The 13,885-nt window shown below is 54.3% G+C and carries 11 protein-coding genes; 7 read left to right on the top strand and 4 right to left on the bottom strand.

Annotated features, from left to right (window positions below; genetic code table 11):
* Positions 1 to 83 precede the first annotated feature (83 nt).
* The gene (rsgA, locus tag O5O45_RS01060; RefSeq protein ID WP_305903461.1) at positions 84 to 1,130 is read left to right on the top strand and encodes a small ribosomal subunit biogenesis GTPase RsgA; all 1,047 of its coding nucleotides are present in this window, start codon (positions 84 to 86) and stop codon (positions 1,128 to 1,130) included.
* A 6-nt stretch (positions 1,131 to 1,136) separates the two neighbouring features.
* Here the strand turns inward: rsgA and motB are convergent, their stop codons facing one another.
* Positions 1,137 to 2,123 carry a flagellar motor protein MotB gene (gene motB, locus O5O45_RS01055; RefSeq protein WP_305903460.1) on the bottom strand — a complete coding sequence of 329 codons (987 nt, stop codon included), beginning with the start codon at positions 2,121 to 2,123 and terminating at the stop codon, positions 1,137 to 1,139.
* Positions 2,124 to 2,176: 53 nt separating this feature from the next.
* The gene (motA, locus tag O5O45_RS01050) at positions 2,177 to 3,028 is read right to left on the bottom strand and encodes a flagellar motor stator protein MotA (protein ID WP_305903459.1); all 852 of its coding nucleotides are present in this window, start codon (positions 3,026 to 3,028) and stop codon (positions 2,177 to 2,179) included.
* A gap of 95 nt (positions 3,029 to 3,123) precedes the next feature.
* Between motA and O5O45_RS01045 the strand changes: the two genes are divergently transcribed.
* From O5O45_RS01045 to asd, 3 genes are all read left to right on the top strand, one after another.
* A complete protein-coding gene (locus O5O45_RS01045) occupies positions 3,124 to 4,854 on the top strand; it encodes an HDOD domain-containing protein (RefSeq protein ID WP_305903458.1) in 1,731 nt (576 codons plus the stop codon).
* 124 nt (positions 4,855 to 4,978) lie between these two features.
* Positions 4,979 to 5,803: a sulfurtransferase gene (locus O5O45_RS01040; protein ID WP_305903457.1), complete on the top strand. Its 825-nt coding sequence runs from the start codon at positions 4,979 to 4,981 to the stop codon at positions 5,801 to 5,803.
* A gap of 39 nt (positions 5,804 to 5,842) precedes the next feature.
* Positions 5,843 to 6,733, top strand: a complete 891-nt coding sequence (gene asd / locus O5O45_RS01035) for an archaetidylserine decarboxylase (protein ID WP_305903456.1) — start codon at positions 5,843 to 5,845, stop codon at positions 6,731 to 6,733.
* A gap of 48 nt (positions 6,734 to 6,781) precedes the next feature.
* Here asd and epmA read toward each other — a convergent pair whose 3' ends face one another.
* Positions 6,782 to 7,738 (bottom strand): EF-P lysine aminoacylase EpmA, encoded by a 957-nt coding sequence (gene epmA, locus O5O45_RS01030; RefSeq protein WP_305903455.1) that lies wholly within the window; start codon positions 7,736 to 7,738, stop codon positions 6,782 to 6,784.
* A gap of 106 nt (positions 7,739 to 7,844) precedes the next feature.
* The gene (gene efp, locus O5O45_RS01025) at positions 7,845 to 8,417 is read right to left on the bottom strand and encodes an elongation factor P (protein ID WP_011399132.1); all 573 of its coding nucleotides are present in this window, start codon (positions 8,415 to 8,417) and stop codon (positions 7,845 to 7,847) included.
* Positions 8,418 to 8,501: 84 nt separating this feature from the next.
* Between efp and epmB the strand changes: the two genes are divergently transcribed.
* From epmB to O5O45_RS01010, 3 genes are all read left to right on the top strand, one after another.
* The gene (gene epmB / locus O5O45_RS01020) at positions 8,502 to 9,548 is read left to right on the top strand and encodes an EF-P beta-lysylation protein EpmB (protein WP_305903454.1); all 1,047 of its coding nucleotides are present in this window, start codon (positions 8,502 to 8,504) and stop codon (positions 9,546 to 9,548) included.
* Positions 9,549 to 9,816: 268 nt separating this feature from the next.
* Positions 9,817 to 11,619, top strand: a complete 1,803-nt coding sequence (locus O5O45_RS01015) for a GTPase (RefSeq protein WP_305903453.1) — start codon at positions 9,817 to 9,819, stop codon at positions 11,617 to 11,619.
* Between the two features lie 167 nt (positions 11,620 to 11,786).
* On the top strand, positions 11,787 to 13,883 hold the full coding sequence (locus O5O45_RS01010) for an EAL domain-containing response regulator (RefSeq protein ID WP_305903452.1): 2,097 nt from the start codon (positions 11,787 to 11,789) through the stop codon (positions 13,881 to 13,883).
* Positions 13,884 to 13,885 lie beyond the last annotated feature (2 nt).

The following is a 13,885-nucleotide window of genomic DNA, read 5'->3' as shown; positions in this document are numbered from 1 at the left end:
CGTCGCCAGCAGCATGCATACCCGAGGCCATCAGGCTGTATATTAAACTAGTGTAGTTCATAGGATAGTTAAGCCCCCCTATTATGGCGAAGCGAAAACTCAGCAAACAGCAAAAATGGCGTATCCAGAAGATCCAGGACGAGCGCACCAAACGTGCAACCCGCAAGGAAACGCAACTGGAAAGTCAACTGAGCGGAGGAGAACTGTCAGCGGAGCAAGAGGGGCTGATCATCGCCCATTACGGCCAGCAACTGGCGGTCGAAGCGCTGGAGCCGCCTCACGCAGGTCAGATATTTCGCTGTTACGTTCGCGCCAATATTGACTCCCTGGTCACTGGCGACCAAGTGATCTGGCGGGCCGCCCCGGACAATTCCGGCGTCATTGTCGCCAGACAACCCCGCGAGTCGGCTTTAAAGCGCCCAGACAAATTCGGTCAGCTGAAGCCTATCGCCGCCAACATTGATCAGATTCTAATCGTCATAGCCGCGGAGCCTGAGCCTCATCACAATCTGGTTGATCGCTATCTGGTGGCGTCCGAAGCCGTTGGCATTCCCCCGCTGATCATTCTTAATAAGCAGGATCTGATCAACGACGCCAACCGCGACACACTGCAACAGTTCAAGGATCAATACCAGCAATTGGGCTACGAATGGATCGACGCATCCACTAACACTCAATCCGGCCTGGATGACCTCAAGCAACACCTTGCCCATAAGACCAGCATCTTTGTGGGGCAATCAGGGGTTGGGAAATCCTCATTGATCAAAATGCTGCTGCCGGACGAGGACGTTAAAGTTGGCGACCTCTCAGAAAATGTTCGCAAAGGCACGCACACCACTACTACAGCCAAATTGTTTCACCTTCCGTCCGGCGGCGATTTGATCGACTCCCCTGGCATCCGGGAGTTCGGCTTGTGGCATATTGATGAGCGCACCCTGGAGGACGGCTTCGTCGAATTTCGTCCTCATCTGGGCCATTGCCGCTTCCGTAACTGCCGGCATATCCAGGAGCCCGGCTGCGCCCTGCAGTCAGCGCAGGAAAGCGGCGAGATTCTCGCCAGCCGGATGGAGAGCTTTCTACGCATCAGAGAGTCACTGCAGGAGCAGGACATCCACGAGGAGAACTTGTAAGGCTGATCACCAGGTCAATCCGTCTGCGTTCGGCGCGGGCTTATCGTCTACGGGCAGATCTTTGTCTGGATCAAATTCTGGTTTGCGGCCCTGTCGGTCCAGAGTACGATCCAGCTCTTCCAGTAAATCTGGCGTGGAATAGGCGCTGTCAGCATGTTCAGCGTCTTCGATATCCTCTTGCGTCTTTTTATTCAGGACTAAAATAGAAATGCGGCGATTGACCGGGTTATAGGGCTCTTTTTCATCAAACAGCACAGAGGACGCCAATCCGACCACCCGCGCCATGCGCCCCTCCGGCAGCCCTCCTTCCACCAAGGCGCGGCGCGCGGCATTGGCTCGGTCCGCCGAAAGCTCCCAATTACTGTAGTTGTCTCTGCCCAGAAAAGGCTGAGCATCGGTATGGCCGGAAACGCTGATCTTATTCCTGACTTTAGCGATGCTTTTCGCCAGTTCGAACAAAATATCTTCGAAGTAGGGTCTGAGTTCTGAGCGGCCGCTGTCGAACATCGGGCGTTGCCGTTTGTCGACTATCTGAATACGCAAGCCTTCATCCGTGATATCCAGCAATAGCTGATCCTTGAATGCATTCAATTTGGGGTTTTTCTCTATCTGCGTCATGATTTCCTGCATCAGCCGGGTCAGCTTCTGCTGTTCAAGTTGCGCCGCGAGGTCCTGAATAGTGTCCTCACGCATGCGCACATCTGGCTGATCCTGCGGCTTACCGGCGGTATCTTGAGTCACAGTAACCGTGACACTGCCTTCGAGGTCGATTACATAAGGGCTGCCGCCTTGTTCAAAACCAACAGGATCGGTGAAATAACCAGAGATCGCTTCTTTCTGATCTTCAGTGGCGGCCTCGCTCAGCCATAACACCAGGAAAAACGCCATCATGGCAGTGGCGAAATCCGCGAACGCCACCTTCCAGGCGCCGCCGTGGGCGTGATGACCTTTGCGGACGCGACGGACGATAATCGGCGGGCGTTCCTCCATCATGCCCCACCTCCTTTACACTCCACCCAGTGCGCTTCAGACATGACCGCCGCCACCTATTTGGAGCGGACGTAATCGTTAAGTTCCTGAAAACTCGGACGTACGTCCGAGTTCAGGGCCTTGCGTCCAAATTCGATAGCCAACTGCGGCGCCAGGCCGGTCATGGTCGCCAGTATGCTGACCTTGACGCACTCATAGGCTTTGATTTCCTGCGCCGCCAAGTTATGCATCGCGTGAGAGGCGGGGCCGACAAACCCATAGGCCGCCAAGATCCCCAGAAAGGTCCCAACCAGAGCGGCGGCGACATGCACACCCAATTCATCAGGCGGTCCTCCCAGAGATTTCATCGTGATTACGATCCCCAATACGGCGGCGACAATCCCGAACCCTGGCAGGGCGTCAGCCACACGATTAACTGCATCGGCGGGCTTCTCCAGCTCCTGCATCCGGGTTTCCAGCTCCATGTCCATCAAGCCCTCTAACTCATGGGGAGCCATATTGCCGGTGCTCACTATGCGCAGATAATCGGTAATGAAATCACGCAGTTTATCCATGCGCACAATGGCGGGATAACGATTGAAAATTTCACTGTTGAGAGGATCGTCCACGTCCGCTTCTATCGCCATAACGCCGGAGCGCCGCGCTTTATCAAACAGGTCGTACATCAAACTGAGCAGATCCATATACACTACCCGATTGAAGGGCGACCCCATGATCATTTTCGGAATGGATTGAAGGATCTGTTTGATGACTTTGAAGGGGTTGGAAATAAGAAAGGCGCCAAACGCCGCGCCGCAGATGATAATTAACTCGAAAGGCTGCCACAGGGCGGCCAGTTCCCCGTGCGACAACACATATCCGCCCAACACGCTGGCCAGAACGACGATCACTCCAAGAATTAAAAGCATACCAGGAACATTCTCTGCTGAAGTGACAAGGCAGTCACTATTAACTACTTTTATATTGATAGTTAAGTTCAAAACCGGCGATTTCACAAATACTTATGCAGGATACCGCACCGCCCCAACAATCCATGGCGTGGGTGGATCAGTTGGTTAAAAAACCGCTGCCTCCCGTTACCGCCACCAATAAAATTCTGTTGGGACTACTCAGCAAATCTTCCTTGTCCTATCAGGGAATGAGCGACTTCATCAAAAATGATCCTGTGCTGGCGCTGACCGTGCTCGGTAAAGCCAACGTGGCGATTCGCAGCGATGAAAGCCTGGTAAAGACGCTGGCCCACGCCATCAGCCTGCTGGGAGTGGAGTTTCTGGAAAAACTGCTGAAGGAAACGCCTCCGCCTGAGCCGGATAAAGAGGAGTCGGTGCGACGCTATCATCAGTCCATCGCCACCAGTTTTTTCGCCGGCCATCTCGCCTCCTACATCGCTGCGCACAAACATAAAGGCAAAGAGGAAGAATACTTCTGGGGCGGCCTGTTCTGGGGCGCGCCGAATTGGTATCTATGGCGCTTCACCCCCAAGAAAATGCAAGCCTGGACGCAAAGACTCGAGCATTCTTCGACACATCGCCGCTCGGTTGAAGAAAAGGTGTTTGGAGCCCCCTTTATTAAGGTCTGGAGCAAAATCCAGGAGGCGTTTGCGTTGCCGCAAACGGCCGTAGATGAACACTATCTGCATGACCTCCCTCTAATGAAGCAGCTTGTACGCATCTCCCGACGCTATAAAAGCGCTGGCTCCGGGGATTTGTCAGAGGATCGCGACCTGCGCCTGTTTGTGAACAAACCGGAATTTATCGTTGGCTTGAGCAACCTTATCGCCTTTCATGCTCAGCTCGACTGGCGCAGCAGCACTTTCAACCGCCTCTGTAAAGTGTTGGCGGTATATCTGAACAGCTCTCACAGCGAGGTCATTCGGCAAACGCATCTGATCGCCGTCGAATCAGCGCGCCTGCACCCCTTAGCATCAGGCAACCGGCTGGCGGAGTCGCTCCTGTGGGATCCAAAACTCCCCGTTCGCCAGGAGGAAGACGCAGCCCCTGTTGTCGTCCCTTCGCCTGTTCAGGAGCCCAAGCCCACTCCGCGAAAAGAGCCGGAAACCGTCGCGCCGTCTCCGCCGCTTGTTGAAGAGGACGATGCAGAAGAATCCTTTATACACGCGCAAGCCAAACCCAGAGGAAAAACCGTTCAGCCCCCTCGCCAGACCGCTCAAGCCGACATCAGGAAGTTGCGCCATGGGAATCGGGACCTTTACGCCGAACTGACCAACATGATGCTGCAATCGCCGCATCAGTTTAAAGACATCGCATTTCTCATGAACAACGCCGCCCGCTGCGTGAAATACGGAGTGGGCCTGCATACCTGCGTAATCGCGCTGATCAACACCAAGCGTACGCGCCTCAAGGGATATTACGCCGTAGGCGCGGAAAATCGCCCTGACCTGCCTCGCCTCGATCTGGACCTGACTGAAGCCAGCCTGTTCAGCAAACTAATGGAGAAGCCGTCCAGCCTTTGGGTCAAGCCCGGCAGCTCCCCCAAGGTGAAAGCCATGATTCCCGAGAGCTTTAAAGCGCTCAATAAAATGGACGACTTTTTCCTCATGTCCTTGTTTGTGAAAACCCGTCCAGTTGCGTTGTTTTATGCGGACGCGGGCCTGGATAGCCTGCCTCTGAGCGAGTATGAATACGAAAGCTTCAAGCATGTCTGTAGCTCAGCCTCCCATGTTCTGCACCATTTCGCCGTGCGTAATCAGCAGAATAAGAACCAGGAGAGCTAGCCTCTGAAAGCGCTATGCGCTCATAGCCGCTTTTGCTAACATCCCAGGCTTTCAACGGCCGCGCGACCTGCCACGCAGCGGCGCCTCTTTATATCCGAACGCCCGACCAAGAGAGAGCATCCTGATGGCGAACAACCTGGACTCCCTGCCGTTAATTCTTGAACCAGAACAACTGGAGCCGCTGCTCGGCTCGCCTGGCCTGATTCTCGTTGATCTTTGCCGCACCGAAAACTATCAGGCGGCGCACCTGCCGGGTGCGATTCATATTCCACCGGGGGCGACGCAATATGGCCGCCCGCCCGCGCCCGGCCTATTACCGGACGAGTCTCAGTTACAAGCCATTGTTCAACATATTGGATTACGTCATGACAACCATGTGGTGGTGTATGACGATGAAGGCGGCGGCTGGGCCGGCCGGATGATCTGGCTGCTTGATAGCATCGGATTTCAGCGTTACAGCTACTTGAACGGCGGCCTGGTCGCCTGGCATGACGAAGGCCGACCACTTACTCGCGAGGAGCCGACCGTCACTCCCAGCGACTACGATATTCAGTTGCGCTCAGAACCCACGGCGACCCTGGACCAGTTACAGGCTGAACTGGGCGACCCCGCGCTGGCGATATGGGACGCTCGATCGCCTCAGGAATACCAGGGAGTACGCCAAACCGCCATGCGCAATGGGCATATTCCCGGCGCGGTCAATTACGAGTGGACCCGGGCGATGGACCCATCCGCGGGCTTGCGTCTGCGCGACCTGACGGTAATCAAAGAGGAACTGGAAGCGCTCGGCCTTAACGCAGACAAACGCATCGTCACTCACTGCCAATCCCATCACCGCTCTGGACTGACTTATTTGCTCGGGAAGGCATTGGGCTTTAATATGCGCGCCTACGCTGGGTCTTGGGGCGAGTGGGGCAACCACCCCGATACGCCGATCGACCAGCCCTGACAGGCCGCGTTTGCGGTGGTTTTACGCACGGAACACAACATGTCCTTATTTGACCGTCTTTTTATTCTGAGCCAGCATCTGACTCCACAGCACGCGCTATCGCGCGCCATTGGCAAGCTGGCGGATTCCAGGACGCCGTTTATAAAGAACACCTTCATCAAGTGGTTCATCAAGCGTTATAACGTGAACATGCAGGAAGCGTTACTTCCGTCTGCGGAAGATTATGCCTGCTTCAACGACTTTTTTACCCGGGCGTTAAAAGATGGCGCAAGACCTATCCACCCTGACGCCACACGACTGGTGATGCCGGTGGATGGCTCGGTATCGCAGGCTGGCTCCATCGACTACGGCAAAATTTTCCAGGCCAAAGGCCATAGCTTCAGCCTCGTCGAGCTGTTGGGGGGCGACCTGCAAAGGGCGCAGCCATTTATTGACGGCGAGTTCGCAACTATTTATCTATCTCCCAAAGACTATCACCGCATTCACATGCCGATTGACGGCGAGCTACGGGAGATGATCTATGTGCCCGGCAAACTCTACTCGGTCAACCCGCTGACCACTGAGAACGTACCCGCGCTGTTCGCGCGCAATGAACGCGTGGTGTGCATTTTTGACACGCCGCTGGGACCGATGTCCATGACGTTGGTCGGCGCCATGATCGTCGCCAGCGTGGAAACGGTTTGGGCGGGTCGCGTAGCGCCAATGGGCAAAACGGTCCGCAGCTATACCTACAAACCAGGCGAAGTCACGATCAAGCGTGGCGAAGAAATGGGACGCTTCTGCCTGGGCTCAACCGTTGTGATGACCTTCCCTAAAGGCTCCATGCGCTGGCGCGAAGGCTTCAAGGCGGAAACGCCGGTGCGCCTGGGTGAAGATCTCGGCGAAATTCTGCAGACAGGAAAAGTCGCTGACGAACAAAAGGCGGATTAAGATGGCGGCGACAGACCGGCCCCCCGGTCTGTCGCCGCAACGCTGCGCCTAGATTCTGTCAGCAGGAAAACCCAGTACGTCCTCTAACCGGCTTTTTCCTTCAAGCACCATGAAAAGCCGGTCCACCCCTAAGGCTATACCCGACGATTCCGGCATATAAGCCAGCGCCTCAAGTAAACGCTCATCCACAGGGATAACCGGCTTCTTCGCCGCCGACCTGGCGATATTGTCTTCTTCAAAACGCCGCCTTTGCTCAACGGGGTCTATCAGCTCGTCATAGGCGTTGGCGATTTCGACGCCGTTGATGTACAGCTCAAAGCGAAAAGCCACCGCGTCGCCGTCGGCGTCTGCACCGACTCTGGCCAGCGCCGCCTGACTCGGCGGATAGTCACGGATAAACACCGCCCCCAGGGGTTTCAACGCGGGCTCGACACAGTGAGTCATCAGCACATCCAACGCCTCGTCCCGACTCAGCTCGGACGCCGCCATACCACTGGCTTGCGCCGCAGCTTCCTGCAGCGCCGAGGTTTCAGCCCTGTACGGGTCCAGATCGACAAAGCGCTGAAACACCTGCCGGTAACTCATGCATTCCGCTTTTTCTTCGTAGCCCAGACTGGCTAAAAGGTCTTCCACCTCCCGTTGCAGGTCCTGCAAAGAAAAACCAGGGCGATACCACTCCAGCATCGCGAATTCCGGATTATGGCGAGCGCCAAACTCACCGCGCCGAAACGCCCGGGTAATCTGATAGATGGCACCAGAGCCGGCGGCGAGCAAACGTTTCATAGCATGCTCTGGGGAAGTCAGTAGATATCGGGGTTCGGGATCAGCGCTGATCACATCAAAACTGTCCAGATTAAGGTCTGTCGCAGTGACGCTGCTCAGCAAAGGCGTATCTACTTCCAAGACTTGCCGGCCATCGAAAAAAGCGCGTATGCGCTTGATGAAATCAGCTCTTTTGCGAAGGGTTTCGATTGTGGCGCTTGGACGCCAGTCGGGCTGTTGCATAGTCGAATAAGAAAAACATCAGTCTGAAATAATAAAAAAGGCGGATTCCTACGAATCCGCCTTTCCATGAGTCAACGCGCGGCCCTCACAGGCCTATGCGACGTTATCAGCTCTTAACGCGGCTCACGTATTCACCGGAACGAGTGTCGACCTTGATCATTTCGCCTTGGTTAATGAACAGAGGCACAGCCACCACCGCGCCAGTAGTCAACTTGGCTGGCTTGCTGCCGCCTTGAGCGGTGTCGCCGCGCACGCCGGGATCAGTTTCAACGATTTCCAGCTCGACAAAGTTGGGTGGAGATACAGACAGTGGCGCGCCGTTGTATAAAGTCACGGTGTAGACGTCCTGCTCTTTCAGCCACTTGGTGGTGTCGCCGACAGCGGAAACATCCGCCGCGTGCTGTTCGAAAGAGCCGTCAGTCAGCATGAAGTGATAGAATTCACCGTCGGTGTACAGGTATTCCATATCCAGATCCACGACATCCGCGCCTTCCACGGAATCACCGGATTTGAATGTGCGCTCGCCGACGCGGCCAGACTTCAGGTTACGGAACTTGACCCGGTTGAACGCCTGTCCTTTTCCGGGTTTGACAAACTCGTTCTCAATAATGGAACAAGGGTCTCCGTCCAGCATAATCTTGAGACCTGATTTGAATTCGTTGGTAGAATAGTTGGCCATACTTCCTCTTGAAACAGAATGATCGCCAGACGGCGACGCATGTTAAAATTCGGTCAGAACCTGACTTGTGGTGCAAATTTGTAAATGATAGCCCGAAATCCGGTTGCAGTAGAAGTCTGCGACGCGAAACTTGACGCCCAATCCGCCCCCTCACTCTCTTGGAGCCAGCAAATCGCCGACATGATCAAGTCGCCGCAGGAACTGCTGTCGCTTTTGGAGTTGCCGGAAACGCTATTGCAGAACGCGCTTCCCGGGCATGCGCAGTTTCCGGTGCGGGCGACTCGCGACTATGTGCGCCGCATGAAAAAAGGCGACCCGAATGATCCCCTGTTATTGCAAGTACTACCTCTGCATCTGGAACAGCAGGCAATGGCGGGTTATAGCGCGGATCCACTGAGCGAAGCGAATTACACCGCATCCAAAGGCATCTTGCAGAAGTATCACGGCCGCGCCTTGCTCATTACCACCAGCGCTTGCGCAATCCATTGCCGCTACTGCTTCCGACGCCACTTTCCCTATAGCGAACACCGCCAAAGCCGCGCGCAATGGAAGGAAGCGCTGGCGACCTTGCCGGGCGACGACAGCGTCAGTGAAATCATTCTCAGCGGCGGTGATCCGCTCATGTTGAATAACCCGGTTCTCGATGAACTGCTTACTCTCATCGCAGAGCTGCCGCAGATCAGCAAGGTAAGACTCCATACCCGTCTGCCAATCATGCTTCCTGATCGCATAGATCAGGGACTATTGGACCTGTTCTCTGACCGCCCATTCAAAACAATCATGGTCATCCACGCCAACCACAGCGCGGAACTGGATGACTCCGTGGAAGAAGCCTTGGCGCGACTGCGTCCGGTTGTTCATATGTTGCTGAACCAGACCGTTTTGCTTAAGGGCGTTAATGACGACGCCCCCACTCTCGCCGCTCTCAGCGAGAGATTATTTGAATGCGGCGTCACGCCCTACTATCTGCATCAGCTCGACAAGGTTCAGGGCGCCGCTCATTTTGACTGTGGCGACGAACGTCTTTCTTCTTTAATGCAGGCGTTAAGAGCCCAGCTACCCGGTTATCTGGTTCCACGGCTGGTCAGAGAAATCCCCGGAGCCCCCTCCAAAACGCCCATCTTCGCCTAGTCGAAGACAAAGACGCGGCGCAAAAAAATTTTGACAGGGATGACTGGTTATGTAACTTTTTGTCGCTTTGTGTTACACCCGTGTTAATCGTAAAAGTTTGCAAAAGCAGGGATTTTGGAGGCCCCTCCACTCCCTTTGAAGAATCTTTGCTATTCTAAAAGCAAGAATTTTCATTTATTTTGAAAAAACGCGCGTATCCCGCTGGATTCATTGAGTTATCGGCAGGCATGCGTTCAGGTCACCACGAAAACTATAATGGTTGTCATGCATGGACGGTCAAAGTACTGCGCCGAAAATAACTGTTCCTGAGCTCAAGCTCACCACGCTGTCCTTCTGCGAACCTAACGTTAAGCAATTGGAACATTGGGTGAGCCAGTTGCCCATCGCCAACATTGGTGAAACCGCCAAACGGCTATACCATGCGATTATTGAACTCAACCAACTGATTACCGCACCTGCTAACCGCTTTCAACTAATGGAAGTCATCCGTGGACCTATCTATTACGTCTGCACGGAGTTATCGAAGCATTTTCTTAACCATTCAATAGTTCTGCCGGAAAAACAGCGCAAAATCGCTAACCTTGCCCAAGCCCTGCAACTGCACCTCGCTAACGGCTATAAACTGGTGATTCACGACCAGCTCAGCGCCTCCATGTCGGACCGCGCCAAAAAGTCTCTGGCGACAGCCTGCCATCGCGCCATCAGTGACCTTTCCCGTTGCGTATTACGCGCCAGCCAGCTGTATTGCCAAAGCCCAACCAATGTTTGGCTGGAAATTCATCAGCTTTATAAGTTTGCGCACAACTATAAATTCGCCAACGCCAAAGTACGTGACGAACAGTCCAAGTTATTTGAAGAAACTACACTAGAGCATGTCTATAAGCGTGTGCTGTTGCTTGGCTGCTGCAAACCCAATCAGATGCGCCAGAATGATATCGCCGCCGCCTTCGAGGCCTTCGAGTCCTGGGCTCAATTCACAGATGTTCTGGACGACGCTGAAACAACCGCGTTATTTATCGTCAATCCCGGCGCAGATGCGGCGCCTCACTATCGCAGTCTGCAAAGCGCAGCGCCCAGCCTGGACTCTTTCGGTTTCGACACCGCCCGTCTGGTGGACAGACTGACGGACTACATCGCTTATGTGAATACGCATAAGAAAGCGCCCGAAGGCGTCTTGGACATGCCGGTGCGGATGACCGACAATGTATTGTCGTCGCTGAGCCAGGCGTTGGGCATTCTGACGAAGCGCACCTTTAAGCGCATGTCCAGCACCGGACGCGTATTCCTGAGCGTCGGCCTTTCCGCTACGCACTTTTTCTGCGCCAACGGCGTCGAATTCAATACCCTGCTGATGTCGAAAAACGACGATGACAATGACGTCAACTACTTCATGCAGCGCGCGCGCAAAACCGATGTCTGGAACTCCTCTTTCGACGCAGGCCCCACCCGCGACGATCGCGGCCGCGCTGCGGAAATGTCGCCTATCAATTATCCCGGCATCAACCGCATCAAGCAGACGGAGACCAAATCCAACTACATGCAGCATATCGTGCCCCTGGTGAATACCAGTCCAGGCGGCTATTGCATTCAATGGGTGGGCGACGTGCCAGGTAATGTCCAGGCCGGCGAATTGCTCGGCGTGCGTGAAGATGAGTCTCACCCCTGGAGCATTTCCGTCATCCGCTGGATCCGCCAAATCAAACAGCATGGCACCCAGTTCGGCGTGGAGCTGCTGGCGCCGAGCGCCAAGCCTTGCGGCGTACAACTCACGCAGAAAACCGGTGAAGGCAGCGAGTTCTTACGCGGACTGTTATTGCCGGAGCTTCCCTCCATCGGGCAGCCGGCGACGCTCATCACCCCACGCCTGCCGTTCCAGGTGGGTCACAAAGTCATCATCAACAAACAGGGACGCGAAACCAAAGTACAGCTTTGTCGCCGTGTGTCTGCTACCGGCAGTTTCAGTCAGTTTGAGATTAAGTTTTTAAATCAATCGCTTAATCAGGCCCAGGAAGAAGTAAAAACAACGGGCGCAAGCGAAGATGATTTTGATTCACTGTGGCCGTCCCTATAGGAACGAACGCCAAATTACTTAACATATTTCCTTGTCGCATAATAAAGAGCGACCTAGAATAACTTACATATATAAAACTTTGTAAAATCTAGGCTGTAGGGCGCTCTTTAGGTGCGTTCGGCGGCAAGGTTTACGCCAATTGACTGGAGTTTGATCAATTCACGTTCATGCAAAAAAAAAATCCAACGGTACATTTGCTGATCCTGGACGCCTCGCAAAATGATGCCGAAAAAGTAGTCAGCCTACTTCGGAATGCAGGGAGAGCCACGCGAGCTCACCGAGTCACCAGTCTGGAGGATTTGGAAGAGTCGCTAAACTCTCAGGTGTGGGATCTGTTCATCGCCAAAGAAGTCGACGGGGAAGTCACCTATAAGCACTGCCTCGAACAAATCAAAAGACTGGAAAAAGACCTTCCATTTATCCTTCTGACCCAGACCTTCGACGAGGACGCAGCCCTGGAAGGACTGAAGCTGGGAGCGCGCGAGGTATTGCCTGTAGACGCGCTTCCGCGCATGGTGTTTTCCGTCAAACGCGAGTTGAGCGACCTGGAAGAACGCCGACGTCGTCGCAACATTGAAGTGCATCTGCGGGAAGCGGAAAAGCGCTGCAACCTGTTGCTCGAAAGCTCCATGGACGCCATCGCCTACATCAACGAAGGTATGCACGTTTTCGCCAACAAAGCCTATTTGGACTTGTTCGGCTATGAAGACATCGATGAATTGATGTGTATTCCCGTCATGGACGTTCTGTCCAGCGTCAGTCAGGAACCCTTCAAGGATTTTCTTAAAGCGTTTAATGACGCCCAGCAAAATCAGCAACATAAAGAGCTGACCTGCACTATTCGCAAGAGCGACGACTCCGAAGTGGAAGTGGTGCTCAGCTGTTCACAGGCGACCTATGACGGCGAAGCCTGCACACAGATTATCGTGCGCCCGGAAGTCGATCCCGAGCTGGAAGAAAAACTGCGCAAGTTCAGCAGTGAAGACTTATTGACCGGCCTCTACAACAAAGTGCACTTTATGGAGCACCTGGAAGGCGCCATCGACAAGGCGCTCAACAACGACTTGCAGGGCAGCCTCCTGTATCTGGAGTTGGACGATTTCTCCACCGCCCGCAACGATTACGGCATCCCTGGCTCGGACAGCATTCTCGGCGACTTCGCCAACATGTTGAAGTCTATTTGCCCGGAAAATTACTCATTGGCCCGTCTTGGCGACGACACGTTCGCTATATTGGCGACCCAGGTCGATGACAAAGGCTCCGAGCAACTGGCGGAGAACATCCGCAAGCAAACGGAAGAACATCTGTTTGAAGTCGGCGACCGCACTGCGCAGATCACCGTCAGCATCGGTATCGCCCGCATCAATGAGAACGCCCCGAAAGCAGAAGATCTCATGAGTCGCGCCCACAGGGCCTGTTCGCACATTCACAGCCAGGAAGGCAAGAAGAAAGGCAACGGCGTTTACTTGTATAACGCTGTCGACTTCGACGCCACCCAGCCTTTGGATGAAGATATGGTGGCCGTACTGCAGCGTAGCCTGGACAACGGCCGTTTCCGCCTGCTGTTCCAGCCCATCATTGGTTTACGCGGCGAAGGCGAAGAGCATTACGAAGCCTTCCTGCGCATGCTGAACGATAAAGACGAGGAAATCAGCCCGTCCGAATTCCTCCCCATCGACAGCAACGCCGAGCTTGCAATCAAACTCGACCGCTGGGTGATTCTGCAAAACATCAAGAGCCTAAGCGCCCATCGCGCCAAAGGACACGACACCAAGCTATTCCTGAATATCACCCCTTACACTGTGCTGGATAAAACCTTCGTACAGTGGCTGGGCCTGGCGTTGAAGGCAGCCAAGTTGCCTGGCGGCGCACTGATATTCCAGATTGCGGAAGAAAACGCCATCGAATACCTGAAACAGGCCAAAGAGTTCGCCGCGGGCATTAAGCGCCTGGGCGGAAAAGTCTCGATCAGCCGTTTCGGTTGCGCCTTGAATCCTTTCAACACCATCAAGCACGTTGAATGCGATTACATCAAGATGGACGGTTCATTCACTGAAGAAATTCAAAAAGATGAGCGCTCCAAAGAGAAGCTGAAAGAAATGATCACTCAGTTGCAGGAGTTGAAAAAACTGACTGTAGTGCCTTTCGTGGAAAACGCGTCCGTACTGTCCACACTGTGGCAGGCGGGCGTCAACTACATTCAGGGGTACTATCTGCAGGAGCCCTCACCGGAAATGAATTACGACTTCAGCGAAGGCGAGTAGCT

It is taken from the genome of Hahella sp. HNIBRBA332 (genome assembly GCF_030719035.1).
In the GTDB taxonomy this organism is placed as follows: domain Bacteria; phylum Pseudomonadota; class Gammaproteobacteria; order Pseudomonadales; family Oleiphilaceae; genus Hahella.
The sequence above is the reverse complement of the archived record's forward strand: the minus strand, read 5'-3'. Positions and strand labels throughout refer to the sequence as shown.

Coding starts and splice junctions, on each gene's coding strand:
- motA (WP_305903459.1), bottom strand. CDS start 3,028: ATGCTTTTAATTCTTGGAGTGATCGTCGTTCTGGCCAGCGTGTTGGGC.
- epmB (WP_305903454.1), top strand. CDS start 8,502: ATGATAGCCCGAAATCCGGTTGCAGTAGAAGTCTGCGACGCGAAACTT.
- O5O45_RS01040 (WP_305903457.1), top strand. CDS start 4,979: ATGGCGAACAACCTGGACTCCCTGCCGTTAATTCTTGAACCAGAACAA.
- O5O45_RS01015 (WP_305903453.1), top strand. CDS start 9,817: ATGGACGGTCAAAGTACTGCGCCGAAAATAACTGTTCCTGAGCTCAAG.
- asd (WP_305903456.1), top strand. CDS start 5,843: ATGTCCTTATTTGACCGTCTTTTTATTCTGAGCCAGCATCTGACTCCA.
- O5O45_RS01010 (WP_305903452.1), top strand. CDS start 11,787: ATGCAAAAAAAAAATCCAACGGTACATTTGCTGATCCTGGACGCCTCG.
- rsgA (WP_305903461.1), top strand. CDS start 84: ATGGCGAAGCGAAAACTCAGCAAACAGCAAAAATGGCGTATCCAGAAG.
- epmA (WP_305903455.1), bottom strand. CDS start 7,738: ATGCAACAGCCCGACTGGCGTCCAAGCGCCACAATCGAAACCCTTCGC.
- motB (WP_305903460.1), bottom strand. CDS start 2,123: ATGATGGAGGAACGCCCGCCGATTATCGTCCGTCGCGTCCGCAAAGGT.
- O5O45_RS01045 (WP_305903458.1), top strand. CDS start 3,124: ATGCAGGATACCGCACCGCCCCAACAATCCATGGCGTGGGTGGATCAG.
- efp (WP_011399132.1), bottom strand. CDS start 8,417: ATGGCCAACTATTCTACCAACGAATTCAAATCAGGTCTCAAGATTATG.